A 26,815-nucleotide genomic window follows, 5' to 3' on the forward strand; every position below is an offset into this window, starting at 1 on the left:
CCGTGGTCGGTGGGGCGCTATCGTAACAAACCCGCCGGCGCGCGGAAACGCGGCGGCGGGTTCGGCGGCAGATGCACGGCTACGGGATTACTGCGCCTGCTTGAGCTGCTCCAGGATCGCCGGGTTCTCCAGCGTCGAGGTGTCCTGCGTGATTTCCTCACCCTTGGCCAGCGACCGCAGCAGGCGCCGCATGATTTTGCCCGAGCGCGTCTTGGGCAGGTTGTCGCCAAAGCGGATGTCCTTGGGCTTGGCGATCGGGCCGATTTCCTTGCCGACCCAGTTGCGCAGCTCGGTGGCGATCTTGACGGCCTCTTCGCCAGTGGGACGCGCGCGCTTCAGTACGACGAAGGCGCAGATCGCCTCGCCGGTCATGTCGTCCGGGCGGCCCACCACCGCGGCTTCGGCCACCAGCGAGTTCGCCACCAGCGCCGACTCGATCTCCATCGTGCCCATGCGGTGCCCCGACACGTTCAGCACGTCGTCGATGCGGCCCATGATGGTGAAGTAGCCGGTGTCCTTGTCGCGGATCGAGCCGTCGCCGGCCAGGTAGAGGTTGCCGCCGAGCTCCTCGGGGAAATAGCTCTTCTTGAAGCGCTCCGGATCCCCCCAGATGGTGCGGATCATTGCCGGCCACGGGCGCTTGACCACCAGGATGCCGCCGTTGCCGTTGGGCAGGTCATGGCCGGTCTCGTCGACGATCGCGGCCATGATGCCCGGCAGCGGCAGCGTGCACGAGCCCGGCACCAGCGGCGTCGCGCCCGGCAGCGGCGTGATCATGTGGCCGCCGGTCTCGGTCTGCCAGAAGGTGTCGACGATCGGGCAGCGCTCGTTGCCGATGTTCTTGTAGTACCACATCCAGGCTTCGGGGTTGATCGGCTCGCCCACGGTGCCGAGCAGGCGCAGGCTGGACAGGTCGTATTGCTTGGGGTGGATCTTCTCGTCGGCCTCGGCGGCCTTGATCAGCGAGCGGATCGCGGTCGGCGCGGTGTAGAAGATGCTGACCTTGTGGCGCGCGATCATGTCCCAGAAGCGGCCGGCGTTGGGGTACGTGGGCACGCCTTCGAACACCACCTGGGTGGCGCCAGCGGCCAGCGGGCCATAGGCAATATAGGTATGGCCGGTGACCCAGCCGATGTCCGCGGTACACCAGAACAGGTCGTCGGGCTTGATGTCGAAGGTCCACTTCATCGTCATCAGCGCCCATAGCAGGTAGCCGCCGGTGCTGTGCTGCACGCCCTTGGGCTTGCCGGTGGAGCCGGAGGTGTAGAGCACGAACAGCGGATGCTCGGCGCTCACCGGCTCGGCTTCGCAGGTGTCCGGCTGGTCCGCGCTGACGTCTTCCATCCAGCGGTCGCGGCCTTCGGTCCAGGCCACGTTGCCGCCGGTGCGGCGGTAGACGATCACGTTCTTGACGGCGTCGCAGCCGCCCAGTGCCAGCGCATCATCGGCGATCGCCTTCAGCGGCAGCGCCTTGCCGCCGCGCATCTGCTCGTCGGCGGTGATCAGCGCCACCGCGCCGACGTCCACTAGCCGCTCCTGCAGCGACTTGGCCGAGAAGCCGCCGAACACCACCGAATGCGTGGCACCTAGCCGTGCGCAGGCCTGCATCGCCACCACGCCTTCGATCGACATCGGCATGTAGATCACGACCCGGTCGCCCTTCTTGATGCCAAGCGACTTCAGGCCATTGGCGAAGCGGCAGACCTTGCCATGCAGCTCGCGGTAGGTGACGCGGCTGACGGTGCCGTCGTCGGCCTCGAACACGATCGCGACCTTGTCGGCGTTGCCGTTCTGCAGATTGCGGTCCAGGCAGTTGTAAGACGCGTTGAGCTCGCCGTCTTCGAACCACTTGTAGAACGGCGCGTTGCTCTCGTCCAGTACCTTGGTGAAGGGCTTGTTCCAGTGCAGCAACTCACGCGCGTGGCGGGCCCAGAAGCCCTCATAGTCGCGCTCGGCTTCTTCGCACAGCGCCTGATAGGCCTCCATGCTGGGGATCGCGGCTTGCCTGGCGAATTCCTCGGGCGGGTTGAACACGCGATGCTCGTGCATCACCGATTCGATAGCGGACATAGGTCTTGTCTCCTGACTTTGGACTGGCTTTGGCTGCCACGTTACGCCCGACGCCTTACTGAAACCTGACGCTCGGCGGCTGCGCGCGCCCACGGCACGGTTGGGGCAGTTCCCGGTGCGCATGCTGCAGCGCAGCAGGAACAGTCCAGCCATCGGGGGCGAAAGTGCGGCCTTCTCCATTAGGCTAGCACAGCTATAATGCCGCGACCCCTATACCTGAACGCGGCGCTGACCCTTGCCGCGCTCCCCAGGCCCACCAGCCCGCCGTGCCATATGCCGGCCCGCACGCCGGACGACCGAGGCAGTAACCTGTGTCCGCCAACCCTCCCGTCCAGACCTCCGCCTCCCCCCCCGTCTACGCCCTCTTCCTGATCGCCTCGATGGCGCTGGTCGGCAGCAATGTCGGACTGGGCAAATCGATCATCGCGCATGTGCCGGTGCTGTTGTTCGCGCTGCTGCGCTTTGTCATCGCCATCATCTGCCTGGCGCCGTGGTACCGGCCGGCGCGCATGCGCCGCGTCTCGCGCGGCGAATGGCTGAACCTGTTCCTGCAGGCGTTCTTCGGCACCTTCCTGTTTACGCTGCTGATGCTCAACGGCGTGCGGCTGACCAGCGCCATGGCCGCAGGCGTGATCACCAGCACCATCCCCGCCACGGTGGCGATCCTGTCCTGGCTGCTGCTGCGCGAGCGGCTGTCGCGGCGCACGGTGGCATCGGTGCTGCTGGCGGTGGCCGGTATCGCCGTGCTCAATATCGCCCGCGGCGACTCGCATGGCACCGGCAGCGGCAGCCAGGCCTGGCTGGGCAACCTGATGATCCTGGGCGCGGTGGCGTGCGAATCGATCTACGTGATCCTGTCGCGCCGGCTCACGCAAACGCTGGCAGCAATCGAGATCTGCGCCTATACGCACCTGATCGGCGGGCTGCTGATGCTGCCGCTGGGCCTGGCGCCGCTGCTGACCTTCGATGCCTCGACGGTACCTACGCAGACCTGGCTGATGCTGCTCTGGTATGCGCTGTCGGCCAGCGTGTTCTCCTTCTGGCTGTGGATGAAGGGCATCCGGCATGTGCCGGGGCAAGTAGCGGGCGTGTTCACCTCGGTGCTGCCGGTGGCGGCAGCCACCTACGGCATCGCCTTCCTGGGGGAGAAGCCGGGCTGGCCGCACGGCGTGGCGCTGGCGTGCGTGCTGGCCGGAATCGTGCTGGCGAGCTGGCCGGGCCGGATCGCGCGCGGCGCGTGGCGCGGCAAGGCGGCCGGCGCGGATCCGGGCGCGGCGGGCTGAGCCACGCGGGCGAGAAATGGTAACGGTCTTCGGTTACGGTCGGTAACACAGCCCGGTCATCTGCGCTTGGTACAATCCACGCCGACTTTCAACTCGCCGACACCGCCCCGCCCATGGCTTCCAATCCAATGACCAGGCCGCAGACCATGCGGCCGATCCCGAGCATCATCTTCGCGTCGCGCTGGCTGCAGTTGCCGCTTTACCTGGGCCTGATCGTGGCCCAGGGCGTCTATGTTTACCATTTCCTGGTCGAAGTCTGGCACCTGCTGGCGCATGTGACGGAATTCGACGAGAACAAGATCATGCTGGTGGTGCTGGGCCTGATCGACGTGGTGATGATCTCCAACCTGCTGATCATGGTGATCGTGGGCGGCTACGAGACCTTCGTGTCGCGCCTGGGCATCGACAACCACCCGGACGAGCCGGAGTGGCTGGACCACGTCAACGCCGGCGTGCTCAAGGTCAAGCTGTCGATGGCGCTGATCGGGATTTCGTCGATCCACCTGCTGAAGACCTTTATCGATGCGGAGCAGCGCACGACCCACACCATCATGTGGCAGGTGGCGATCCACATTGCCTTCCTCGCCTCTGCGGTGGCCATGGCCTGGGTGGACCGGATGGTGTCACACCCGGCCGGCACCCATGCGAAGTCAGGGACACATTGAGACGACGCTGAGCGTTGGCTTCACACCGGACCGCGGCCATGTGCCGCGGTTTTTTGTTTTGAGGCGCCGGCGCCACCTCCACGCGTGTAGACCGATGTATGCAGACGGGCAGAAGGCCCCGGCTCAGTGTATGATTTCGCGCTGTGTTTCACCGCTGCCCACCCCCACAAAATGACTGTTATCAAGCAAGAAGACCTCATCCAGAGCGTCGCCGACTCCCTGCAGTACATCAGCTACTACCACCCGATGGACTACATCACCAGCCTGGGCCGCGCCTATGAGCTGGAGCAGAGCCCGGCGGCCAAGGACGCGATCGCACAGATCCTGACCAACAGCCGCATGTGCGCAGAGGGCAAGCGCCCGATCTGCCAGGACACCGGCATCGTCACGATCTTCGTCAAGGTGGGGATGGACGTGCGCTGGGATGGCGCCACCATGGGCCTGACGGACATGATCAATGAAGGCGTGCGCCGCGGCTACACGCACCCGGACAACGTGCTGCGCGCGTCGATCGTCAGCCCGCCCGAAGGCGCCCGCAAGAACACCAAGGACAACACCCCGGCCGTGATCCACTACGAGGTCGTGCCGGGCAACACCGTCGACATCCAGGTCGCGGCCAAGGGCGGCGGCTCGGAGAACAAGTCCAAGTTCGTGATGCTGAACCCGTCCGACTCGATCGTCGACTGGGTGCTGAAGACCGTGCCGACCATGGGCGCGGGCTGGTGCCCGCCGGGCATGCTGGGCATCGGCATCGGCGGCACGGCCGAGAAGGCCATGGTGATGGCCAAGGAATCGCTGATGGAGTCCATCGACATCCAGGACATCATCGCCCGCGGCCCGAAGGACTGGGTCGAGGAACTGCGCGTCGAGCTGTACGAGAAGGTCAATGCGCTGGGCATCGGCGCGCAGGGCCTGGGCGGCCTGGCCACCGTGCTGGACGTCAAGATCATGGCCTGCCCGACGCACGCCGCATCCAAGCCGGTCGCGATGATCCCCAACTGCGCCGCCACCCGCCACGTGCACTTCACGCTGGACGGCAGCGGCCCGGCCAAGCTGGAAGCGCCTGACCTGTCGCAATGGCCGGAGGTCGAGTGGGAACCGAACACCGAGACCTCCAAGCGCGTCGACCTGAACACGCTGACGCCGGAAGAAGTCGCCTCGTGGAAGCCGGGCCAGACCCTGCTGCTCAACGGCAAGATGCTGACCGGCCGCGACGCCGCGCACAAGCGCATCGCCGACATGCTGGCCAAGGGCGAGAAGCTGCCGGTGGACTTCAAGAACCGCGTGATCTACTACGTCGGCCCGGTCGATCCGGTGCGCGACGAGGCAGTCGGCCCGGCCGGCCCCACCACCGCCACGCGCATGGACAAGTTCACCGAGATGATGCTGGCCGAAACCGGCCTGATCTCGATGATCGGCAAGGCCGAGCGCGGCCCTGTGGCGATCGAAGCCATCAAGAAGCACAAGTCGGCCTACCTGATGGCCGTGGGCGGCGCCGCCTACCTGGTGGCCAAGGCAATCAAGGAAGCCAAGGTGGTCGGCTTCGAAGACCTCGGCATGGAAGCGATCTACGAGTTCGACGTCAAGGACATGCCGGTGACGGTCGCCGTGGACAGCGAAGGCACCTCGGTGCACAAGACCGGCCCGGCCGAATGGCAAGCCAAGATCGGCAAGATCCCGGTCGCCGCGCTGTAAGCAAGGCAACGCGGTAGAATCTGCCGTCGCGCTCGAAAAAAGCCGGGTTCCGACCCGGCTTTTTTTTGCCCAATTTTCTGTTGCCCTCCCCTCCCGTGAACCCCGCACCCATCGGCGTCTTCGATTCCGGCCTTGGCGGCCTGTCCGTGCTGCGCGAGATCCGCACGCTGCTGCCGCATGAATCGCTGCTATACCTGGCCGATTCGAAATACGCGCCGTACGGCGAGAAGCCCGAGAAATTTGTCGAAGCGCGCACCCTGCAGGCCTGCGCATGGCTGATCGCCCAAGGCTGCAAGGCGCTGGTGATCGCCTGCAACACGGCCACCGGCCATGCCGTGGAACTGCTGCGCAAGCAACTGCCGCTTCCGATCATCGGTGTGGAACCGGGCCTGAAGCCGGCCGCCGCGGCCAGCCGCAGCAAGGTGGTGGGCGTGCTGGCGACCGCCAATACGCTCAAGAGCGCCAAATTCGCGCGGCTGCTGGCGTCGCTGGATGGCGAAAGCCGCTTTATCTGCGAAGCCGGCCTTGGCCTGGTGTCGCTGATCGAGCAAGGCGATGTCGACGGCCCCGCCGTACGCGAGCGCCTCGATGCCTACCTCACGCCCATGCTCGAAGCCGGCGCCGACACGCTGGTGCTGGGATGCACCCACTACCCTTTCCTCTCCGGCACCATCCGCGCGATGGTGGGCGACCAGTTGGCGCTGGTGGACACCGGTAGCGCGATTGCGCGCCAGCTCGCGCGCAAGCTGGCCGAGCACGGCATGGCTGCCGCGCCCGATGCCACGCCGCACGACCGCTTTGCCTCCACCAAGGACGCCGCGCACCTGCGTGCCATGGCAGCCACGCTGCTGCAGGTGCAGGCCGATGCCGAGACAGTGGTGATCGAGCCGGCGCCCGCGCTGTAGCCGACACTGCGGCCGGCCCCCTCCCTACTGCAGAAAGCCCAGCGGACGGTGCTCCCGCACCTCGGGCTTGATTGCATGCTCCTGGCGCAGCTGCGCCAGGAATTCATCCGGTGTCAGCGCCTCACCCAGCAGCACGCACTGGCGCTTGACGGTGGCGAAGTCGCCCGGCGTCAGGCAATCCATTGCATCGAGTTCGCGGCGCATGGCGTCGGTCAGGCGAGACTCTTCGCCATCGAGCGCCTCGTCGACGAACATCGTCGCCCGCTGCGCGGGCTTCAACGACAGGAAACGGATCTTGAATGAGAAGCGCCGCAGCGCGGCCTCGTCGATGCGGTCGAACAGGTTGGTGGTGCAGACAAAGATGCCGTTGAAGCGTTCCATGCCCTGCAGCATCTCGTTGACCTCGGAGATCTCATAGTTGCGCACCGCCTGCTGGCGACTCTGCATGAAGCTGTCGGCCTCGTCCAGCAGCAGCACCGCACCGTCTTCCTCGGCGCGGGCAAACATGGCGGCGATCTGCTGCTCGGTCTCGCCGACGTACTTGCTCATCAGGTCCGAGGCGCGGCGGATCATCAGCGGCAGGTCCAGCTCGGCGGCGATATGCTCGGCCAGCGCGGTCTTGCCGGTGCCGGGCGGGCCGTAGAAGCAAAGCGTGCCGCGCTGGCGCACGCGCAGGGCTTCGACGATCTTCACCACCTCGTAGCGGGTTTCGAGATGCAGGTTCTCCAGCCGGTAGTGCGTGACCACCGGTCGGGCCTCGGCTTCCGGGCGCAGCCCCATGGCGCGGTCGGCGTGCTCGAGCTGGCGCAGGATCAGCGCTTCCACCGGCTCTTCCACATCGGGCCGCGCCAGCTCGACGAAGCGCGCAGCGGACTGTACCTGTGCCGGCGTCAGCGTCTTGCGCGCGGCGAGCCCGGCGATGAAGGCATCGCTGACGTCCAGCCCGCCCAAGTGCTTGCGGATGATGTTCTCGCGCACCAGCGGCGGCGGGATCTTCAACTCCAGGTGGAACTGGAAGCGGCGCAGGTAAGCCGGGTCGATCTGGCGGATCGAGTTGGAGATCCAGATCACCGGCACCGGGTTCTGCTCAAGCGTCTGGTTGACCCAGGCCTTGCCGTTCACCGAGGCGCGCGTGTCTTCCTGGCCGAACAGGCTCATCAGCTCGCGCGCGCTGCCGGGAAAGACGTCTTCCACCTCGTCGAACAACAGCGCGGTATGCGCACGCCCGCGCAGGAAGGCCTGCGACACCTGCAGCGAGCGGTAGCGGTCCTTGCCCGACAGGCTGTTGCCGTCGCGGTCCAGGCAATCGACCTCGTACAGTTCGCAACCTGCCTCACGCGCCAGCAGCCGCGCGAACTCGGTCTTGCCGGTGCCGGGCGGGCCGTAGATCAGCACGTTGACGCCGCTGGCGTGCTGGCGCGTGGCATTGGACAGCAGCGCGCACAGGTAGCGCGCGTCGGTCTCGACATGGGGATAGTCGGCGGTGGTCAGCGTGGGCGGAGCGGCCGGGCGGGTGAAGACCGCCATCATCTCGGCCTCGTTGGCGTAGTTGCCCAGCAGCACGTGCAGCAGGCGGTCGGACAGCCGCATCAGGTCGCCGAGGTCGGTCACGCTGTTTTCCGGGAGCGGCTGTTCGATCAGGTTCAGCGTCTCCAGCCGCGAGCCCGGGCGCAGCGAGGCGGCCACGTCAGCCGCGCCGGCGCCGGTCAGCCCAGCCAGGATCTGGAACGCTTCCTGGCTGTGCGCCACCTTGCAGTCGACCATTACCGCGCGCAGGTCGCGCTTGTACTTGGCCAGCGCCGCGTACAGCAGCAGCTTGCGCTCGTGCTCGGGCAGGTCCAGCACATGGCTGAGCATGTCGATATTGCGCACCAGCAGCACGCGCTCGCCTTCCAGCCGCTGGGCGATGGCCGCGGCCGAGGCGTCGAACACCGCGAACATGTCCTTCGCGTGGTGCTTGACGTACTCGTCCAGGTAATAGAACAGCGCGCTTTCATCGAAGGCGCTGTTCCACTGGCCGTGGCGATCCAGGAACTCTTCAGGGGTCAGGCGCGAAGCGCCCTTCCAGGCGGGCATGTCGGCGCAGCGCGCGGCCAGGAAGCGCTGCACGCGCAGCACCACGCCGTACGGCCACACCATTTCCTGCGCGCTGACGGTCAGGACATCGTTGATATTGCTGCGCAAATTGAAGCGCGGGCCCAGCACGCACACCACGCGCAGGGCAAACTGGGCGCACATCCAGTCCAGCGCGGAGCTGGACGACGTCCCGGCCATGGAGCGCAGAATCGTCGAGCGGTCATCTTCAGCGGAACGTGTGAAGTCCATGGACGGGTTCCCCGAGCGCGCCGTGGCGGGCGCGCGACCGGCGCACCGCCTCGTCTGCAGTTTCTTCCTATGCTAGCGCGCTTTGCCCCCCTCCGCGCACGCACGGAAAGATCAGGCGCCAGCGATTGTGGCCTGGGCCACCGAAGCATCCGGTTGGTTGCGGGCGCGCAAACCCGCGCGAGATTGCGCTAAGCGTTCCAAAACGCTGCCTGGATTTGGGGGTATAACGTGTCGTGGCAGAAATTTCCAGTTGCGACGCACAAATCACAACAAATAAGAATCATTATCGTTTATACTACCGCGCTGACACGCTGCCCCAGAGTGGCGCTCCCACGGCAACCCTGTTGAAGGAGCGTTTATCATGGAATTGCTGCTCAGCCTGCTGGTCGGTTGCGGCATCTCGCTGATCCTGTTTTATCGCAAGTGACGGTGCGCCAGCGCCGCTGCGTGCACCGCTGCAGGCGTCCTCGCGCCTGCCGGCAGACTTTTGTTGTTGACACATGTTCGATCAACGCTTCTTCAAGATTACGCTCGCCGTTCTGCTGTTCCACGCCGGCCTGCTTTACCTGATCCAGAGCGGCCTGGGGCGCAAGCTGACCGAGGCCGTGATCGCGCCCGAGATCATCGCGCGCATCATCCCGCTCGAACAGCCCAAGCAGGAAGCCCCGCCTGAGCCGCCCAAGCCCAAACCCAAGCAGGAAACGCCGCCCAAGCAGGTGAAGATCACCACGCCCAAGCCGACGCCGCCGCAACCCCGGCCGACGCCGCAGGCGGTGGCCAACCTGCCGCCCACGCCGAACGCACCCGAGGCCCCGCCGGCACCTCCCGCTCCGCCGGCACCGGCGCCTGAGCCCACACCGGCCCCGGTGGCAACCGCCCCGCGCGCGGTCGGCATCGGCGAAATCCAGTGCTCGTCGCCGCAGCCGAAGTATCCTTCCCAGTCGCGCCGCATGGGCGAGACCGGCAAGGCCGTAATCCGGCTGACCACCGACGAGAGCGGCAAGGTCATCAAGACCGCGGTGGTATCGTCGAGCGGCTCGTCGCGCCTGGACCAGGCAGCAGTGGAAGCGGTGCAGGCGATGCGCTGCAAGCCTTACATGGACAACGGCCGTGCTGTCGCGGTCACGGCACAGCAGCCGATCGGCTTCGAACTGAACTAAATCACTGAACCGATCGCGCGATCCGATTTCTGATCTCTGATCTGACCTAACCCAAGCGAACTCACCAGGAACCAACACATGCAGGACCTCGGACTCTCCCACCTCTGGGCGCAAGGCGACTTCGTCATGCGTGCGACCGCCATCATTCTGCTGGTCATGTCGCTCGCCTCTTGGATCGTGATCCTTACCAAGGCGTGGGATCTGTTCCGCCTGAAGAAGATGGCGCAAGGCGCGGAAAAGCGCTTCTGGCACTCTGATGACTTCGACCACGCGCTCGAAACCCTGGGCGCGAGCGACGCCAACCCGTTCCGCACGCTGGCCGTGGCCGGCAGGGAAGCCACCCAGCACCACCGCGCCAGCCAGCCCCAGCTGCACGACGTGATGGATATCTCCGACTGGCTGACGCGCTCGCTCAAGAGCTCCATCGATGACTCGGTGGCGCGCATGCAGTCGGGCCTGGCGGTGCTGGCTTCGGTGGGCTCGACCGCGCCGTTCGTCGGCCTGTTCGGCACGGTGTGGGGCATCTACCACGCGCTGATCGGCATCGGTGCCTCGGGCGTACCGACCATCGACAAGGTTGCCGGCCCGGTGGGCGAGGCGCTGATCATGACCGCCTTCGGCCTGGCCGTGGCAATCCCGGCCGTGCTGGGCTATAACGCACTCACCCGCGGCAACAAGTCGGTGATCTCGAAGCTGAACCGCTTTGCGCACGACCTGCACGCCTACTTCGTGACCGGTGCCCGTGTGCGCCCGACCGGTGCCCGCACCGAGGACGGCACCGTGCGCCTGGCCGCGGCACAGCGCTAAACCGCAAGTAAGGAAGTCATCATGGCATTCGGTACTCTCGACGGCGACGACGACGAGGTGATGAGCGAGATCAACATGACGCCGCTGGTCGACGTCATGCTGGTGCTGCTGATCATCTTCATCATCACCATTCCCGTGATCAACCACGCGGTGAAGGTCGACCTGCCGCGCGCCACCAACACCCCGAACGACCCCAAGCCGCAGAACATCAACGTCATCATCGACGCGAGCGGCAAGGTCTTCTGGAACCAGGTGGAAGTGGACCAGGCCACGCTGGAAAACAATATCTCGCTGGCCGCCAAGCAGGAGCCTCAGCCTGAGCTGCACCTGCGCGCGGACCGCGAGGTGCGCTACGAGCGCGTGGCCGAGGTGATGGCCGCCGCGCAGCATGGCGGCCTGGGCAAGATCGGCTTTATCACCGAACCCAAGCAGTAAGCGGGCGCCGCCAGGCATCCCGGCCAGGAAGGGCATCCCTCGGGATGCCCTTCTGTCGTTTACGGCTCCGCTCCGTTGCCCGAACCGGGACGCGAACAGGGACGATTAGCCCGCCACAACAGCGCGGCCAGGGTCGCATCGTCGTTTGCCGAACCTTAGCCAAACTCTATTGTAATGATAACAATTCTCATTTAATATATTTCCATCGACGCGCCGCTACCGGCGCACCCTTATTGCAGAACGGAGCCAGATGATGAGCACACTTTCCCTGCCGCTGTCGCAACCGCGTGAAGTCACCCGCCGCCGGCTGTCGCTGCGCCGCGTCGAGGTGGCCGCCCAGCCGCGCCGTGAGACGGCAGTTGCGAAGGCAGCCCCGTCGACCATCGCCTCCGTCAAGTCGGCCGTGGCCGCCCTGCCCGCCCGCATCGAGGCACTGGTACGCGACAGCCTGTTATCCGCCCCCGCGGGTGAGCCGGTGGCGCTGGACGCCATCATGCGCGGCGCGAGCACACTGCCGATCCTGCATAACGGCGAGGTCTACACGCTGCGCGTCACGCGCTACGGCAAGCTGATCCTGACGAAATAACACGCCCCGGCGGCGATTCCGTTGCGCTGAAGCCGATGGGAAGGATTTGAGACCCGCGTTCGCCGCGGGCGCCACGAACGTGGCAGTAAAGACTTTTGTGGGGACCACCTCGGAACGAGGTGTTGGGCAGTAGCCAGGTGAGCGTACCGCCGGCGGGATTTCAGACCCCTCGCCAGGCCGGCCCGGATCCAGCCATGCCCTCTTTTATTGCGCCCCGCAGGCCATGCCTTCGGGGCATTTTCATGGGCCGGCGTGGTCGCCGGCCACGGATCTTACAGGCCCAGCGCGGCGATGCCGGCGCGCGCGATCTGCGCGTCTTCGGTCGACTTCACGCCCGACACGCCCACGGCACCGACCACCTGGTCGTTGCAGACGATGGGCACGCCGCCCTCCAGCATGCCTTGCAGCACCGGCGCGGTCATGAACGAGTAGCGGCCGTTGTTGATCATGTCTTCGTAGATCTTCGACTCACGACGGCCCAGTGCCGAGGTACGGGCCTTCTCTCCAGCAATGTAGGCGGAAATCGGTGCGGCGCCGTCCAGGCGCTGCATGGCCAGCAGATGGCCGCCGTCATCCACCACCACGATGGACACGGCCCAGTGATGGTTCTTCGCCTCGGTTTCCGCTGCGGCCATGATCTTCTTCACGTCGTCTGCCGTCAGAACCGTCTTTTGCTGCATGCCACTCTCCTGGTCATTCATTTGTTGAATGCGCAAGTATAGCGCCGCACCCCCGCCATCGCCATGGCCGCCGCTTGGGGCAAGGCTTCCGGGCTATCCGCACAAAGCAGAATGGCCCGCGCGGGGCGGGCCATTCCGGTCAGGTGGTCAGGTGGTACCAGTGGCGAATATCAGGCGCCGTCGCTGAACGAGTCGCGCGACCCCATGCGTGCGCCGTCAGTGTACGGGTCGGTCTTGCCGACGCGCGCGCCATCGGTGTACGTATCGAACTTGCCCGCCTTGGCACCGTCGGTGTATGGATCGACTGCGCCGATCTTGGCGCCGTCCAGGTACGGATCGACCTTGCCAGCCGCGGATGCGGAGGTGGAAATGGCGCCCAGCGCGGCCAGTGCGGCGGCGGCGGCAACGAGTTGCTTGATCTTCATGAGAATTCCCCTGTGCGTTCTGGTTAGTCCTGGCATCGCTAAGACGTGCAGAAATGTCATCACGACGTCATAGACATAGTTTAGGGGAAAACCCTTATAGTGATGGAGGTGACGCTTTGAGCAGTCCGTTCAAATAATTTGACTACGCTCAAGATAGGGGCGAAATTCCGGGAACTGGCGTCGCAGGCTCATGCCGCAGTGCGGCAACAAGAAAAGCGAAGGGCCCCGCAGGGCCCTGTCTTTCAAAAAGCTTGCTTGCGCCGCTCAGTCGCGCCAGCGACCGTGACCATGGCCATGGCCGTGGCCGTGGCCGTGGCCGTCACGGTAATGTCCCGGCGGACCATAGTAGCCGCGGTGGCCGTGTCCATAATAGCGCGCCGGGCCATAGTAGCCCGGACCATAGTAGACCGGGCGCGGACGCACCACCACGGCCGGCGGGCCATAGTAGACCGGCGCCGGTGCCACCACCACCGGGGGCGGGGGCGCGTAGTACACAGGAGCGGGCGGATAGTAAGCCGGGCCACCGATCACAACGCCGGGGACACCGACCGCCACGCCGACGCTCACATGGGCCATCGCGGCCCCAGACGCAAGCCCGGCTGCGACACCGAATGCTGCGAGCAACCAACGTTTCATATCCGCCTCTCAAAGTGAGATTTCTCTTACCTAGTATTTTAGAGGTTTGGAAATTTCCAGGTGAAACGGCAGGCACAACATTGTTACCAGCGGTAACAGCCCCGTCACTTTTGGGCGGCAAACCCGTACTTTAGGGGGTTGCGGGGAAGGACGACTGTTGCGCGCTTGCATCCGGATTGCGGAGCCACCACAATACCGGGCTTGCCGTGCGGCCGTGGAGAAATTGGTAGACTCAGCAGACTTAAAATCTGCCGCCTTTCCAGGCTTACGGGTTCGAGTCCCGTCGGCCGCACCAGGGCACATTGCCGCCCAGCCTCCAAATGAAATGAGGGGGCAATCGCCCCCTCTCAGTCATTCCCCGCTTGCCGGCTTCAGGCCATCGCGTAGCACAGCAGCGCGCCCAGCCCCATCAGGAACACAAACAGCACACCGGCAAGCGCCAGCGGCTTGCGTCCGGCACGTACCAGGTCGCCGATACGGGTGTGCAGGCCGATCGCCAGCATCGCGCAGGCCAGCAGCCAGTTGTCCAGCGCGATCAGCGGCGCCTTCCAGGCCGTGGGCACCGCGCCGGCCGAGTTGACTGCCATCACCACGACAAACCCGACCGCAAACCACGGCACCGACTTCATGATGCCGCGCAGGCGGTTACCGCCGGCCGACGCCTTTGCTCCTTGCGCGCCACCGCCCTGCGGCCACAGCGCCATCACCAGCAGCAGCGGGCCCAGCGCCAACACGCGCACCATCTTGGCCACCACGGCGGCATCGGCGGTCGGCTCGCTGATCATCTTGCCGGCGGCGATCACCTGCGCCACCTCATGCAGGGTTGCGCCGGTGAAGATGCCGAACATGCGCTCGCTGACGGCCCAGTGCCAGTGGCCGGTCGCCAGTTCGTACAGGTAGGGATAGAGCAGCATGCCGACGGTGCCGAACAGCACCACCGTTGCCACCGCCACGGCGGTCTGCTTGTCATCGGTGCGCACCACCGACGACACGGCGATGGCCGCGGCCGCGCCGCAGATGGCGCTGCCCGAGCTGACCAGGATCGCCTCGCGGCGGCTCAGCCCGAAAAACGTGGTGCCGACCCAGGTACCGAACAGCAGCGTGGCGACCAGCATGGTCAGCGGCACCACGATGCCCGGCAGGCCCAGCGCAACGATGGACGCAAAGGTCAGCCGCAGTCCGTACAGCGCCACGCCCAGGCGCAGCAGGTGGTGGCGCGCGACCTGCATGCCGGGCGCAAGCGGGGCCAGCCAGTGGCGCGGCAGCGTATTGGCCGCGACCATGCCGGCACACATGGCCAGCGTCAGCGCGCTCAGCCCGTAGCGCGACACCGCCGGATGCTCCGCCAGCGCGATCGCCAGCCAGGCGATGCCACCCAGCGGGACCAGCGTCAGCAGCCGCTGCGACCAGGGCGCGGGCAAGGCGGCCGGTGCGGCGGCCTGGGCAGTACGGGGAGCGGAGACGGAAGACATGGCAGGCTCGGGTTGTGTTCTTTAGTGGCTCCAGCGTACCGGCGCCCCCCTAACCCGTAAAACGGGTAATATCGTTATGCGTTATTGATTCTTTCGATATGGAACACCGCCCAGAACCCCGTCCGGACCATCGCCCCCTGCGACTGACGCTGCGCCAGCTCTCCGTATTCGTCGCCGTGGCCCAGCACGGCAGCACCATGGCGGCCGCGCAGGCCCTGGCGATGTCGCAGTCGGCTGTCAGCGCCTCGCTGGCCGAACTGGAGCGTGCCTTGGACAGCCCATTGTTCGACCGCGTCGCCCGCCGCCTGAGCATCAACGAGACCGGCCGCCAGTTCTTCCCGCGCGCGCTGTCGCTGCTGGATCAGGCGCAGGAGCTGGAGCGCTTCGCCACCCAGACCGGGGTGCAGCTGCGCATCGCGGCCAGCAACACGATCGGCAGCTATATCCTGCCGCCGCTGCTGGCGGGCTTCCGCCACTCGCGCAGTGGTCCGTGCACACTGGACCTGCGCATCGGCAATACGCGCGAGGTGCTGCAATCGCTGCTTCAGTTCGAAGCCGACATCGGCCTGGTGGAAGGCGCCAGCCATGAACGCGACCTGCGCAGCGTGCCCTGGTGCGATGACGAGATGGTGGTAGTGGTCGGGCCCTCGCATCCGCTCGCCGCCGCGGCGCACGACCTGGTGGCGTTGCGCGATGCCGAATGGATCGTGCGCGAGCCCGGGTCGGGCACGCGCGAGGTCATCGAGGAAAGGCTGGTGCCGCTGCTGGGCGAGCTGCGCTTCGCGCTGGAGCTGGGCAACGCCGAGGCGATCAAGCGCGCCGTGATGAGCGGCTTCGGGGTCAGCTGCCTGTCGCTGCATGTGGTGCAGGACGAACTGGCGCGCGGCACGCTGGTGGCGATCCGCGACGGCCTGCCACGCATCGTGCGGCCGCTGCAGCTGGTGGTGCACCAGGACAAGTTCCCGACCCAGGGCCTGCTGGCCTTTACCGAGTACCTGCGCACCATGGCGCCGCGCATCGGCGCCTCCTAAGCCGCCGGACTGCCGGACTACCGGGCTCAGGCCGGCTGCGGGTCGCTGCTGCGCTTGCGCCGCGCCGTGTACAGGTCGAGCAGGTGGAACAGCACCGGATTGAGCATGATCGACAGCAGCGCGCCGGCCAGGATCAGCGCCTGGCCGCGCTCCGGCAGGATCTTCAGGTAGACGCCGAGGCTGGCGAGAATGAACGAGAACTCGCCGATCTGCGCCAGGCTCACGGCGATTGTCATGCCGGTCTGGCCCGAATGGCCGAACGCGCGCACGATCCCCATCGCCGCCAGCGACTTGCCCACCACGATAATGAACAGCGTCGACAGCACGCCCCATGGGTCGTTGACCAGCACCATCGGGTCGAACAGCATGCCGACCGAGACAAAGAAGAGCACGGCAAAGGCATCGCGCAGCGGCAGTGATTCCTCGGCCGCTCGATGACTGAACTCCGACTCCGCCAGCACCATGCCGGCAAAGAAGGCGCCCAGCGCGAACGACACGCCGAACAGCGCAAACGCGCCGTAGGCAACGCCCAGCGCGGTGGCGAGCACGCCCAGGCGGAACATCTCGCGGTTGCCGGTCCAGACGATGCGCTCCAGCATCCAGGGAATGAAGCGGCGCCCGATCACCAGCATCACCGCGACGAATGCGGCAACCTTGCCCAGCGTCGTGAAAATCGCAAGCACTACTTCGCCTGTGCCGGGCGCGCTCTCGCCCGTCCCTTCGCCAGCGCCGGCCAGGAGACCAGCCATGGCTGGCAGCAGCACCAGCGCCAGCACCATCGCCAGGTCTTCCACGATCAGCCAGCCGACCGCGATGCGGCCCTGCGGCGATTCCACCAGGTCACGTTCCTGCAAGGCCTTGAGCAGCACCACGGTACTGGCCACCGACAGCGCCAGCCCGTACACCAGCCCCTGTCCCCACGACCAGCCAAAGCCCCACGCCACCAGCATCCCAAGCAAAGTGGCGATGCCGATCTGCACTACCGCGCCCGGGATGGCAATACGCCTCACCGCCATCAGGTCCTTGATCGAGAAATGCAGTCCCACACCGAACATCAGCAGGATCACGCCAAGCTCCGCCAGCTCGGGCGCCAGCGCCTGGTCGGCGGTATAGCCGGGTGTATGCGGCCCCACCACGATGCCCGCACACAGGTAGCCGATCAGCGGCGGCAGGCGCAGCCGGCTGGCAATGGCGCCAAGGATGAAGGCCAGGACGATACCGCCGACGATGGTGCTGATAAGCGGGGTGGCGTGATGCATGCGTGCGGGGTTCCTCGTGTCAGGGGCTGAACGGCGATGGCTGGATCCCACCCGCTTTTTCTCCGCGGCCACCATGACACAGCGTCCGGCGCGCACCAGCGGTCGGCGCAGGACGATCGGCAGCATCGGAACGGACAAGCGGGGAAAGAACGGGAAGTGCCGCAGCGGCCCCGGACACACCTGGCGGCGCGTCACGGAATCGGGAATGGCGTTTGACATGCTGCTCCGCTGCCCATCGCGCGGAGCACCCCGAAAAGCGTACGACAGGAGTAATGTAACATGGCCGCCACCCGCTCAATGCGCGGAAATGGCAGGCGTTTTGTCGTGCGGGGTATATGGCGCGCGGAACCGGCGTCAAAAGACAAAAACGGCGCCGCGAGGCGCCGTTCTGCATGGTACTGGAGGCGGAGGTCGGAATCGAACCGGCGTACACGGCTTTGCAGGCCGCTGCATAACCACTCTGCCACCCCGCCGGGTGACGTGCTGCTGGATTGTAGCCGCATTCAGCCGATGCTGCCGGAGCGCACCGTACGGCGATTCAACCCAAACAAAAAGGGAAGCGTTGCTTCCCTTTGGGGATTGGAGCGGGAGACGAGTCTCGAACTCGCGACCTCAACCTTGGCAAGGTTGCGCTCTACCAACTGAGCTACTCCCGCATACAACTTTTTACTGCCGGCCCGACTGCGTGCGAACACGGAATCAAACCTTCGATAACCTGGAGCGGGAGACGAGTCTCGAACTCGCGACCTCAACCTTGGCAAGGTTGCGCTCTACCAACTGAGCTACTCCCGCATGGCACCTACCACCACAAAAACTTCTGAGGCTATTTATATCGCATAATGCCGCTATCGAGCTACATCTTGCGTTATTTACCCCTCATTTCGCTGCTTTCGTTTGCGTCGTCAGCAGCGAGAATGAGATTATGCAAAGAACGGCTCTCGTCGTCAACATCTTTTTCGAATTTCTTTTCACTTCGGTGCGCCGGCCCCTGCCACGGCACTGCTGCGCTCCCGGATCTGCGGCCACGCGAGTTTCATGTAATAGATCATCGACCACAGCGTTAGCACGGCCGCCACATAAATCATCCAGGTGCCGAGCACATAGGCGTCGAATCCGAACACGCGGCCACTGAATAGCAAGAGCGGGATCGCGATCATCTGCACCGTGGTCTTCAGCTTGCCAAGGAAATTCACCGCCACGCTCTTGGACGCGCCGATCTGCGCCATCCATTCGCGCAGCGCCGAGATGGTGATCTCGCGGCCGATGATCACCAGCGCGATCAGGTCCGTGACCCGGTCCAGCGCCAGCAGCGACAGCAGCGCCGCCGTCACCATCAGCTTGTCGGCGACCGGATCCAGGAAGGCGCCGAACGACGAAGTCTGGTTCCAGCGCCGCGCCAGAAACCCATCCAGCCAATCGGTCACCGCGGCGATGATGAAGAACGACGCCGCCGTCAGGTTCTTGGTGTGCATCGGCAGCCATGCGTCGGGCAGGTAGAAGACCCCTACCACTAGTGGAATCATGGCAACGCGAAGCCAGGTCAGCAGGATCGGGATATTGAAAGGCATGGAACTCGGCGGCGGGGGAACGGTGACCAATCCCGCGATTGTCGCCGATTTCAGGACCAATCGACCATCATTGGCCATATTCCCGCCCGGCCGCCGGGCCCGCTCAGTGCAGTTGCCTGTAGATCTCTTCGGCCAGGCCGCGTGAAATGCCCTCCACGCTGGCCAGTTCGTCAATGCTGGCCGCCATCACGCCGCGCAGGCCGCCAAAGCGGGTCAGCAGCTTCTGGCGCCGGCGCGCGCCGATGCCCTCGATCTCTTCCAGCCGCGAGGTGGTGCGCGTCTTGGCGCGGCGCGCTCGCATGCCGGTGATGGCGAAGCGGTGCGCCTCGTCGCGGATCTGCGCCACCAGCATCAGCGCCGCACTGCCCTGCCCCAGTTCCAGCGAAGGACGTCCATCGGCGAACACCAGCGTCTCGAGACCCACCTTGCGGCCCTCGCCCTTGGCCACGCCGACCAGCAGGCCGATATCCAGGCCGAGTTCCTCGAACACCTGCCGCGCCACCTCGACCTGACCCTTGCCGCCGTCGATCAGCACGATCTGCGGCAGCAGCGCCGCGGCGTCTCCGCCGGCTTCCAGCCCGCCGTCCTCCTGGATCTGTTCGACCAGTTTCTGGTAGCGCCGGGTCAGCACCTGGCGCATGGCCGCGTAGTCATCGCCCGGGATGATGTCCTGGATGTTGTAGCGGCGGTACTCGCTGTTCTGCATGTCGTGGCGGTGGTAGACCACGCACGACGCCTGGGTGGCCTCGCCAGCAGTATGGCTGATGTCGAAGCACTCCACGCGCAGCAGCGCCAGGTCTTCCAGGTCCAGGCCGATGGTTTCCGCCAGCGCGCGCGTGCGCGCTTCCTGGCTGCCCTGCTCGGCCAGCCGGCGCGCCAGCGCCAGCGCCGCGCCCTGCTGCGCCATCTCCAGCCAGACCTTGCGCTGGCCCTGCGGCTGCCGAACCAGCGCGACCTTGCGGCCGGCGTGCAGCGTCAGCGCCTCCAGCACCGCGCTGTCGTCGGGCACGTGGCTGACGACGATGATCGGCGGCGCGGGCTGTTCCAGGTAGTGCTGCACCATGAAGGCCGACAGCACGCGCGTGGCGATGCGGTCGACGGTCAGCGGCTGCGCGGCTTCGGCGGCGCTGGCTTGTTCGTCGCCAATCGCTTCGCGCTCGTCCGCATCCTCGACGATCATCGCCGCCTCGTCGGCATGCGCCGGGAAGTAGGCCTTATCGCCCAGGTGGCGGCCGCCGCGCACCATGGCCAGGTTGACGCAGGCGCGTCCGCCTTCCACGGCCACGGCCAGCACGTCGATATCGCGCGCCTGCCCGCCCACCTCTTCCACGGCCTGGCGCTTGAGCACGGTCGACAGCGCCGCGATCTGGTCGCGCACTGCCGCCGCCTGCTCGAACTCCAGCCGCTCCGCGTGGTGTTCCATCTTGCCTTGCAGGCCTTCCAGCACTTCGTTCTGGCGGCCCTGCAGGAAGCGCGCCGCGTTGGCCACGTCGCGCGCGTAGTCCTCTTCGCTGATGGCATTGACGCACGGCCCGGTGCAGCGGTGGATCTGGTGCAGCAGGCACGGCCGCGTGCGGTTGTTGAAGACGGTGTCTTCGCAGGTGCGCAGCTGGAACACCTTCTGCAGGATCTGCATGCTCTCGCGCACCGCGTAGGCGCTGGGGAACGGCCCGAAGTACTGGTGCTTGCGGTCAGTCGCGCCGCGGTAGTACGCCATGCGCGGGAAGCGGTGTCCGGTCAGCTTCAGGAACGGGTACGACTTGTCGTCGCGGAACAGGATGTTGTAGCGCGGCGCCAGCGCCTTGATCAGGTTGTTCTCGAGCAGCAGCGCCTCGGCCTCAGTGCGCACCACCGTGGTCTCGATGCGGGCGATGCGCGCCACCATCATCGCGATCCGTGGCGACAGCTGGGTCTTGTTGAAATAGCTCGATACCCGCTTCTTCAGGTCGCGCGCCTTGCCGACGTACAGCACATTGCCGGCCGCATCGAAATAGCGGTACACGCCCGGCAGGCCGGGCAGCCGGGAAATGACCGGGCGGGCGTCGAATTGCTCCGGCCGGGCTTCAGTAGTCGCCTCGGCAGTCACTTCGGCACTCAACTCGGCAGGCTTGGCGGCCGGTGCCTTGGCCGGCGTTTCGTCGGCACTTTTCGGGGAATCGGGTTGCTGGTCGGACATTGGGGGACGGTGACCGCTACACGGCCTGCGCGCACCAAAAGCGGCATGGCCTCTAAAATCGCAAGTTTAGAGCAATTCAGCGGGTGCCCCGCCCGCGCCCCCCCTCACCTGCCATGCCTATCCGCTCCTGGGACATTTTCTGCACCGTGATCGACAATTTCGGCGACATCGGCGTCTGCTGGCGGCTGGCGCGCCAGCTGGCGCAGGAGCACGGGCATGCGGTGCGGCTTTGGGTCGATGACCTGGCGAGCTTTGCGCGGCTGGCGCCGGAACTCGATACCGGCGCCATCGTGCAGCGCCTAGCCGGCGTTGAGATTCGACCGTGGCGGCCAGGCGGCGACAGCGACGCGGATGACACCGCCGGGGTCGAGCCACACGATGCCGTCATCGAAGCCTTCGCCTGTGATGTGCCGCACGCCTTTCTGGCCCGCATGGCCGCGCGTGATCCCAAACCCGCCTGGATTAACCTGGAATACCTGAGCGCAGAGCCATGGGTACGCGAGCATCATGCGATGCCCTCGCCCCATCCGCGGCTGCCGCTGGTGAAGCATTTCTTCTTCCCCGGCTTCGAACCCGGCACCGGCGGCCTGCTGCGGGAATCGATGCTGGGCGCGCAGCGCGCCGCCTTCCTCGGCGGCACGGCCGCACAGGCGGCCCTGTGGCACCGGCTGAGCGTGACGCCCCGGCCTGACGCGCTACGCGTGAGCCTGTTTGCCTACCGCAACCCGGCGCTACCCGCACTGCTAGAGCAATGGCGCGATGCCGCCGAGGCGGTCCATTGCCTGGTGCCCGCCGGCTTGGCCGCGGACCAGGTCGCCGAATGGCTGGGCGCCCCGCTGCGGATGGGCGAACCGGTAGTGCGCGGCAGCCTGTGCGTGCAACGGATTCCCTTCGTACGCCAGGAGCACTACGACGAACTGCTGTGGACCTGCGACCTGAACTTCGTGCGCGGCGAGGATTCCTTCGTGCGCGCGCAATGGGCGGCGCGGCCGCTGGTCTGGCATATCTACCCGCAGGACGATACCGCGCACCGGATCAAGCTCGACGCCTGGCTGGACCTGTTCCGCCAGAGCGGCGTGGCGCCCGAAGCGGCCAGCGCGCTGACCGACTTCTGGCATGCCTGGAACGGCTTTGGCGTCCCCGTCGACTGGCCACGTCTGCGTGCGCATCTGCCGGCACTTGCCGCGATGGCCCCACGCTGGGAGCGGCGCTTGCAGCATCCCTGCGACCTTGCCGCCAATCTGGTGGCATTTTGCGAAAATCAGGTAAAATAACCGGTTGATCCAAATGGCGACCGGGCCGGAGAACCAGGACCTCTCCCAAGCGTCAAAACGACCTTGGGCGAAGACCTGAATGCAAGCTGAGCACGGGGTCGCGAGCGCGTGAATGCCTCTCGCTGGGGCTCACAGGCTCACCGCAGGTGATGCCGGCAGCGCGCCTTCGCCATTCCAAATTCCTACTTTCTATTTCAGGAAATCAGTTCAGATGAAAATCGCACAGGAACTCCGCGTCGGTAACGTGTTCATGATCGGCGGCGATCCGATGGTCGTGCAGAAGGCCGAGTACAACAAGTCGGGCCGCAACGCAGCCGTGGTCAAGATGAAGTACAAGAACCTGCTGACCGACGCACCCGGCGAGTCGGTGTTCAAGGCCGACGACAAGTTCGAGGTCGTGGTGCTGGAGCGCCGCGAATGCACCTACTCGTACTTCGCTGACCCGATGTACGTGTTCATGGACACCGACTACAACCAGTACGAAGTCGAGCAGGACAGCATGGGCGACTCGCTGAACTACCTCGAAGACGGCATGACCGTGGAAGTGGTGTTCTACAACGACAAGGCCATCTCGGTCGAAATGCCGACCACGCTGGTCCGTGAAATCGTCTACACCGAGCCGGCCGTCAAGGGCGACACCTCGTCGGGCAAGGTGCTCAAGGGCGCCAAGATCAACACCGGTTTCGAACTGCAGGTGCCGCTGTTCTGCAACATCGGCGACAAGATCGAAATCGACACCCGCACCGGCGAATACCGCAGCCGCGCCAACTAAGGCGTTTGCACGGCGTTTGCCTGCCCCGCTTTCGCGGCGGGGCCGGGATGAAGAAAGGCAGCCTCGGCTGCTAGCCGTTAACAAAATCTGTTGAAAAGCAAAACGGGTCCCGTCTTTCAGATGGGGCCCGTTTTTTTGCCTGTAAACAAGGGGTTCTGCGCTGGAGAAAGCCACCCCTTCCTCTCCTGAGGTGCAAGGTCGAAGCGTGACGTTTGCTGCACGCGCGTTTTGCGGCTTGCGCAGTTGCCTTCGTATGAGGTCTGAGCGTCGCAGAACGACCCGAAGCAGACGAACGTCGAGTCGCTAAGTCGGCGGCGGTTTCCGAGGACACAGCAGCCGTTCGTCGACCAACGGTTTCTTCGGTCCAGCCACGCCCGTCGCGCTGCCCCGGAACAAACGGCGACTATACAACGGCGACCCTGCCATCGTTCGGATCGGCTCGCGAGCAATCCCAATTTTCTTACCCGTTTGAGCCCACGGATCTCGGCATCTCCCGTTCAACTGCGGGTAAGAGCAAATAGTAGTCATCGAGCGCTGCGCAGTTCCCTAACAGCGAGTGGGACCCCAGTACAGTCCAGATCCTCCCGTGCTTCGCAACGAAGTCATACCCTGCGAATCCTCTTGCATTACGATCGTAATGATATATTATGATCGTAATTTCATGAGGCTGCGACCCTCTTCGCGGTCGTGAAATGCCGGGTCACACCTTTCTTGTGAGGAATTTATGAACGACACGATCGCCAGCTCTAGCCAAACGTCTGAGCCAGAAGTGCAGAGGTTCGCTTCACTCGGGCTCGCCGCGGCCGCCGACGCGATCCGCGGCGGTGAGATGACATCAGAGGCGTACGCCACGGCATTGCTGCGGCAGGCTCGGTCGCACGCTGACCTTAACGCTTTCATCACCATCGACGGAGACGCCGTGCTTGAGGCTGCGAAGAACGCAGACAAGGCGCGGTCGGCCGGGGCGGAGGGTCCCCTACTGGGTGTGCCGATCGGGGTGAAGGACAGCTACCTGACGAGGGGGCTGCCCACGAGCATCGGCCTCGATCGTCTGGCGCACTTCATTCCGACGGAAGACGCCGATGCGGTCCGGGCGATCAAGGATGCAGGTGCCCTCGTCTTCGGCAAGAACAATCTGGTGGAGATGTCCTATGGGCTGACCGGGCACAACGAGCGGTATGGCCAGGTGAAGAACCCGCGCGCCCACGATCGCGTCACGGGAGGGTCATCAAGCGGTTCTGCCGCATCCGTGGCCGCCGGGATAGTGCCCGCCTCCTTGGGTGGCGATACAGTCGGATCGATCCGTGTGCCCGCGTCGCTCTGTGGTGTCGTCGGGTTCAAGCCGACCACAGGACGCTGGCCGCGTAACGGCGTCGCACCGATCTCCCACACTCTCGATACGACGGGTGTATTCGCGCGTAGTGTTGAGGATTGCATACTGCTGGACCAGGTCGTCACCGGGGAGCAGGCTGCGGAGCCCGTCGAGTGGGATTTCAACCTTAAGGGAGCCCGACTGGCCTTCGCGCCGCGGCAGTTTCTGGGCTTGGTGGACTCGGAAGTCGAGGATCGTTTCCGTGAGGTAGTTCGGCGGTTGCAGGACGCCGGCGCCGAGGTCTTTGAGATCGACCTCGGGGAAGATTTCAACGCCCTCATCCAGACAACTACGTGGGGCATTTTCGCCCATGAGACCCAGGGCGCGGTCTCGGAATTCCTCCGTCTACACAATATTCCGACCACGTTCGAGGCGATTCACGAAGGCCTCAAGCCCCAGCTTCGCCAAGCGTGGGAGCACATCGTACTGCCGGCCGGTGCAGGTGCTACCTCAGTGGAGGCCTATCAGACTGCGCTCAACGTAAGCCGTCCGGAAATCCAGCGCCGCCTGAACCAGGCATTCGTCACGCGAGGGGCGCTTGCCATTCTGCAGCCGACGACGCCCTGCATGGCGCCTTCGATCGAGGAACAGGAAGAATTCCACATCGCGGGCCAGGAAGTCAGCTACCTCGCTTTGGCGAACCACACTTTGTCAGCGAGCAGCGTGGGGCTGCCGGGTATCAGTCTCCCTGCGGGCATGTCTCGCGCGGGCCTTCCGATCGGTCTTGAGCTGGACGCCCCGCTGGCGAGCGACCGGGCGCTTCTGAAGCTTGCCCGCCGGATCGAGGCAGTCTTAGGCACCCAGCCGCCGACGCTCTGACGTTCTAGCCCCTTTCCGTGGGAAACGGGCCAACCCCGAACAGCAACTGAAATGAGGATCAACAGATGGCCAATGCACTGTACTCCACGCGCACCATTTCGATTGAGCACGTCACAATCAAATCGATAAAGCCATTTGAGGAAGTTCGAGCCAAGCTCGTGGCCTTGGCGCCTCGCATCGATGATGGGATCTTCACGCTCCTGCGATACGGCGAAAGCACGCGCGCGCTTCGAGAGTTGGAGGCATGTCTGCCACTTACCATTTTCGGCCAGCGTGACCACGGGGCGCTGCTGGCTATTGCAGGGCTGACGCGCCGATCCATCCAGTACGATATCGGCAATCCGCTCACCGCGTCGAAGATGACCCGCCATCAACTGTCGGCGGGACTCTATGCACCCATCCGTGTGCTGCTGCGCGAGGATGGCGATGGTGGTGTCGGGTTTGAATATGATCGACCAGCCTCCGTTTTCGGCCAGTTCGGCAGCGAGGAGGTTAATACCGTGGCTCATCAGCTTGATCGCGACCTCCAAGCCTTGTTGGAGGCGGCTGCAAACTGACGGCCGCGGGACACGAGTGGAGAGAAGATGCGTTTCGAAAAAGGTCACAAAGCCACGACTCGGCAGCATATCCTCGAGGTCGCCTCGAAATGCTTCCGCCGAGAGGGAGTCTCGGCTGCGGGCATCAGCGGGATCATGGGAGCGGCCGGCCTGACCAATGGCGCATTCTATCCCCACTTCGGGTCCAAGGAGGAGCTTGTTCGCGAGGCGGTCGGGGGCGCGCTCGCAGAGCGGCAACTGGACCTCGAACAGAAACTCCAGACGGGCGCTGACCTTGAGGGAGTGATTCGAAGCTACCTCAGTCAAGCGCATCGCGAGGACCTGGCATGCGGATGTCCTTCGGCGGCTTTGCTTCCGGAAATCGCTAGGCACTCGGTGTCAATACGGCAAACCTATGAGGATGGGTTGCAAAGCTTCGTTGCGACGTTGGCCGCATTGCTCCCAGATGCGGATTCCACAGCAGCGGGTCGTCGGGCAACAGCCATCTTCGCTCTCATGGTGGGAACCCTCCAGTTCGCGCGCGCCGTGCCAGACGTTGCACGCGCGGAGCAAATCCTGGAAGGCGGCGTCGAGGCAGCGCTCCTCCTTGCCCGAGAGTCGCCCGTATGAAGATTTCGTCGCGAGCGCCCCAGCCTCCTCAGGCTGAGCCAGCTCAATGCCCGAGATCCAAGGTGACCTGCAGATGGACCACCGACTGCCACCGGCGTGAAGCAGCCGTTCGAGCATCCGCCCTGTGACCCAATTGAACGGCAGAAACTGGCCGAACCCTGCCGTCGGACCATCGATCTTCCCCGCAAATCAACGTGACGCAGAAAGAAAGCCCACCCCCTGGGGGCTGGCAAC

23 protein-coding genes and 4 tRNA genes are annotated in these 26,815 nt (G+C 65.1%); 15 read left to right on the forward strand and 12 right to left on the reverse strand.

What is annotated here, in order from left to right; translation table 11 throughout:
* Window positions 1-87: 87 nt before the first annotated feature.
* Window positions 88-2,070 (reverse strand): acetate--CoA ligase, encoded by a 1,983-nt coding sequence (gene acs, locus AC10V3_RS14025; RefSeq protein ID WP_022535891.1) that lies wholly within the window; start codon window positions 2,068-2,070, stop codon window positions 88-90.
* Between the two features lie 311 nt (window positions 2,071-2,381).
* Here acs and AC10V3_RS14030 point away from each other — a divergent pair, with 311 nt between their 5' ends.
* The 4 genes from AC10V3_RS14030 (at window position 2,382) to murI (ending at window position 6,618) form a co-directional block, all read left to right on the forward strand.
* Window positions 2,382-3,353 carry a DMT family transporter gene (locus AC10V3_RS14030; protein ID WP_490922347.1) on the forward strand — a complete coding sequence of 324 codons (972 nt, stop codon included), beginning with the start codon at window positions 2,382-2,384 and terminating at the stop codon, window positions 3,351-3,353.
* 113 nt (window positions 3,354-3,466) lie between these two features.
* Window positions 3,467-4,018, forward strand: coding sequence for a TIGR00645 family protein (locus AC10V3_RS14035; RefSeq protein ID WP_022535893.1), 552 nt, complete (start codon window positions 3,467-3,469; stop codon window positions 4,016-4,018).
* Between the two features lie 171 nt (window positions 4,019-4,189).
* Window positions 4,190-5,713 (forward strand): fumarate hydratase, encoded by a 1,524-nt coding sequence (locus tag AC10V3_RS14040; RefSeq protein WP_022535894.1) that lies wholly within the window; start codon window positions 4,190-4,192, stop codon window positions 5,711-5,713.
* Between the two features lie 95 nt (window positions 5,714-5,808).
* Complete coding sequence (gene murI, locus AC10V3_RS14045; protein WP_349604204.1) at window positions 5,809-6,618, forward strand: glutamate racemase; 810 nt, start codon at window positions 5,809-5,811, stop codon at window positions 6,616-6,618.
* 24 nt (window positions 6,619-6,642) lie between these two features.
* On the opposite strand, the gene AC10V3_RS14050 is transcribed toward murI, so the two are convergent.
* The gene (locus AC10V3_RS14050; RefSeq protein ID WP_022535896.1) at window positions 6,643-8,943 is read right to left on the reverse strand and encodes an AAA family ATPase; all 2,301 of its coding nucleotides are present in this window, start codon (window positions 8,941-8,943) and stop codon (window positions 6,643-6,645) included.
* A 500-nt stretch (window positions 8,944-9,443) separates the two neighbouring features.
* On the opposite strand from AC10V3_RS14050, the gene AC10V3_RS14055 reads away from it, so the two are divergent.
* The 4 genes from AC10V3_RS14055 (at window position 9,444) to AC10V3_RS14070 (ending at window position 11,931) form a co-directional block, all read left to right on the forward strand.
* Window positions 9,444-10,103, forward strand: coding sequence for an energy transducer TonB (locus AC10V3_RS14055; RefSeq protein WP_022535897.1), 660 nt, complete (start codon window positions 9,444-9,446; stop codon window positions 10,101-10,103).
* Between the two features lie 78 nt (window positions 10,104-10,181).
* Window positions 10,182-10,910: a MotA/TolQ/ExbB proton channel family protein gene (locus tag AC10V3_RS14060; protein WP_490922348.1), complete on the forward strand. Its 729-nt coding sequence runs from the start codon at window positions 10,182-10,184 to the stop codon at window positions 10,908-10,910.
* Window positions 10,911-10,931: 21 nt separating this feature from the next.
* Window positions 10,932-11,345: an ExbD/TolR family protein gene (locus AC10V3_RS14065; protein ID WP_022535899.1), complete on the forward strand. Its 414-nt coding sequence runs from the start codon at window positions 10,932-10,934 to the stop codon at window positions 11,343-11,345.
* Between the two features lie 253 nt (window positions 11,346-11,598).
* Window positions 11,599-11,931, forward strand: coding sequence for a hemin uptake protein HemP (locus tag AC10V3_RS14070; RefSeq protein WP_041681537.1), 333 nt, complete (start codon window positions 11,599-11,601; stop codon window positions 11,929-11,931).
* 272 nt (window positions 11,932-12,203) lie between these two features.
* Here the strand turns inward: AC10V3_RS14070 and AC10V3_RS14075 are convergent, their stop codons facing one another.
* The 3 genes from AC10V3_RS14075 to AC10V3_RS14085 all read right to left on the reverse strand — a co-directional run bounded on the left by AC10V3_RS14075 (window position 12,204) and on the right by AC10V3_RS14085 (window position 13,672).
* Entirely contained in the window at window positions 12,204-12,611 is a 408-nt protein-coding gene (locus tag AC10V3_RS14075) for a heme-binding protein (RefSeq protein WP_041681105.1), read from the reverse strand.
* Between the two features lie 170 nt (window positions 12,612-12,781).
* On the reverse strand, window positions 12,782-13,036 hold the full coding sequence (locus AC10V3_RS14080) for a hypothetical protein (protein WP_022535902.1): 255 nt from the start codon (window positions 13,034-13,036) through the stop codon (window positions 12,782-12,784).
* Between the two features lie 264 nt (window positions 13,037-13,300).
* On the reverse strand, window positions 13,301-13,672 hold the full coding sequence (locus tag AC10V3_RS14085) for a hypothetical protein (protein WP_490922350.1): 372 nt from the start codon (window positions 13,670-13,672) through the stop codon (window positions 13,301-13,303).
* A gap of 208 nt (window positions 13,673-13,880) precedes the next feature.
* Here AC10V3_RS14085 and AC10V3_RS14090 point away from each other — a divergent pair.
* Window positions 13,881-13,967: transfer RNA gene (locus AC10V3_RS14090), tRNA-Leu, on the forward strand.
* Between the two features lie 76 nt (window positions 13,968-14,043).
* Here AC10V3_RS14090 and AC10V3_RS14095 read toward each other — a convergent pair.
* Window positions 14,044-15,144 carry a YeiH family protein gene (locus AC10V3_RS14095; RefSeq protein ID WP_022535904.1) on the reverse strand — a complete coding sequence of 367 codons (1,101 nt, stop codon included), beginning with the start codon at window positions 15,142-15,144 and terminating at the stop codon, window positions 14,044-14,046.
* 98 nt (window positions 15,145-15,242) lie between these two features.
* Here AC10V3_RS14095 and AC10V3_RS14100 point away from each other — a divergent pair, with 98 nt between their 5' ends.
* On the forward strand, window positions 15,243-16,175 hold the full coding sequence (locus AC10V3_RS14100) for a LysR family transcriptional regulator (RefSeq protein WP_454752223.1): 933 nt from the start codon (window positions 15,243-15,245) through the stop codon (window positions 16,173-16,175).
* 26 nt (window positions 16,176-16,201) lie between these two features.
* On the opposite strand, the gene AC10V3_RS14105 is transcribed toward AC10V3_RS14100, so the two are convergent.
* The 6 genes from AC10V3_RS14105 to uvrC form a co-directional block, all read right to left on the reverse strand.
* Window positions 16,202-17,434 carry a cation:proton antiporter domain-containing protein gene (locus AC10V3_RS14105; RefSeq protein WP_490922352.1) on the reverse strand — a complete coding sequence of 411 codons (1,233 nt, stop codon included), beginning with the start codon at window positions 17,432-17,434 and terminating at the stop codon, window positions 16,202-16,204.
* A gap of 399 nt (window positions 17,435-17,833) precedes the next feature.
* A tRNA-Cys gene (locus AC10V3_RS14110) sits at window positions 17,834-17,907 on the reverse strand.
* A 107-nt stretch (window positions 17,908-18,014) separates the two neighbouring features.
* Window positions 18,015-18,090 (reverse strand) — tRNA-Gly (locus AC10V3_RS14115).
* Between the two features lie 60 nt (window positions 18,091-18,150).
* Window positions 18,151-18,226: transfer RNA gene (locus tag AC10V3_RS14120), tRNA-Gly, on the reverse strand.
* Between the two features lie 176 nt (window positions 18,227-18,402).
* On the reverse strand, window positions 18,403-19,002 hold the full coding sequence (gene pgsA, locus AC10V3_RS14125) for a CDP-diacylglycerol--glycerol-3-phosphate 3-phosphatidyltransferase (protein ID WP_022535907.1): 600 nt from the start codon (window positions 19,000-19,002) through the stop codon (window positions 18,403-18,405).
* A 103-nt stretch (window positions 19,003-19,105) separates the two neighbouring features.
* Window positions 19,106-21,178, reverse strand: coding sequence for an excinuclease ABC subunit UvrC (uvrC, locus tag AC10V3_RS14130; RefSeq protein ID WP_490922354.1), 2,073 nt, complete (start codon window positions 21,176-21,178; stop codon window positions 19,106-19,108).
* Window positions 21,179-21,291: 113 nt separating this feature from the next.
* Between uvrC and earP the strand changes: the two genes are divergently transcribed.
* The 5 genes from earP to AC10V3_RS14155 all read left to right on the forward strand — a co-directional run bounded on the left by earP (window position 21,292) and on the right by AC10V3_RS14155 (window position 26,581).
* The gene (gene earP / locus AC10V3_RS14135; RefSeq protein ID WP_490922355.1) at window positions 21,292-22,452 is read left to right on the forward strand and encodes an elongation factor P maturation arginine rhamnosyltransferase EarP; all 1,161 of its coding nucleotides are present in this window, start codon (window positions 21,292-21,294) and stop codon (window positions 22,450-22,452) included.
* Window positions 22,453-22,663: 211 nt separating this feature from the next.
* Window positions 22,664-23,224: an elongation factor P gene (efp, locus tag AC10V3_RS14140; protein WP_022535910.1), complete on the forward strand. Its 561-nt coding sequence runs from the start codon at window positions 22,664-22,666 to the stop codon at window positions 23,222-23,224.
* A 724-nt stretch (window positions 23,225-23,948) separates the two neighbouring features.
* Window positions 23,949-25,415 (forward strand): amidase, encoded by a 1,467-nt coding sequence (locus tag AC10V3_RS14145; protein WP_022535911.1) that lies wholly within the window; start codon window positions 23,949-23,951, stop codon window positions 25,413-25,415.
* Window positions 25,416-25,480: 65 nt separating this feature from the next.
* Complete coding sequence (locus AC10V3_RS14150) at window positions 25,481-25,972, forward strand: DUF302 domain-containing protein (RefSeq protein ID WP_490922357.1); 492 nt, start codon at window positions 25,481-25,483, stop codon at window positions 25,970-25,972.
* 27 nt (window positions 25,973-25,999) lie between these two features.
* Window positions 26,000-26,581, forward strand: coding sequence for a TetR/AcrR family transcriptional regulator (locus AC10V3_RS14155; RefSeq protein ID WP_022535913.1), 582 nt, complete (start codon window positions 26,000-26,002; stop codon window positions 26,579-26,581).
* Window positions 26,582-26,815 lie beyond the last annotated feature (234 nt).

This window comes from Cupriavidus sp. PB-02 (assembly GCF_058252315.1).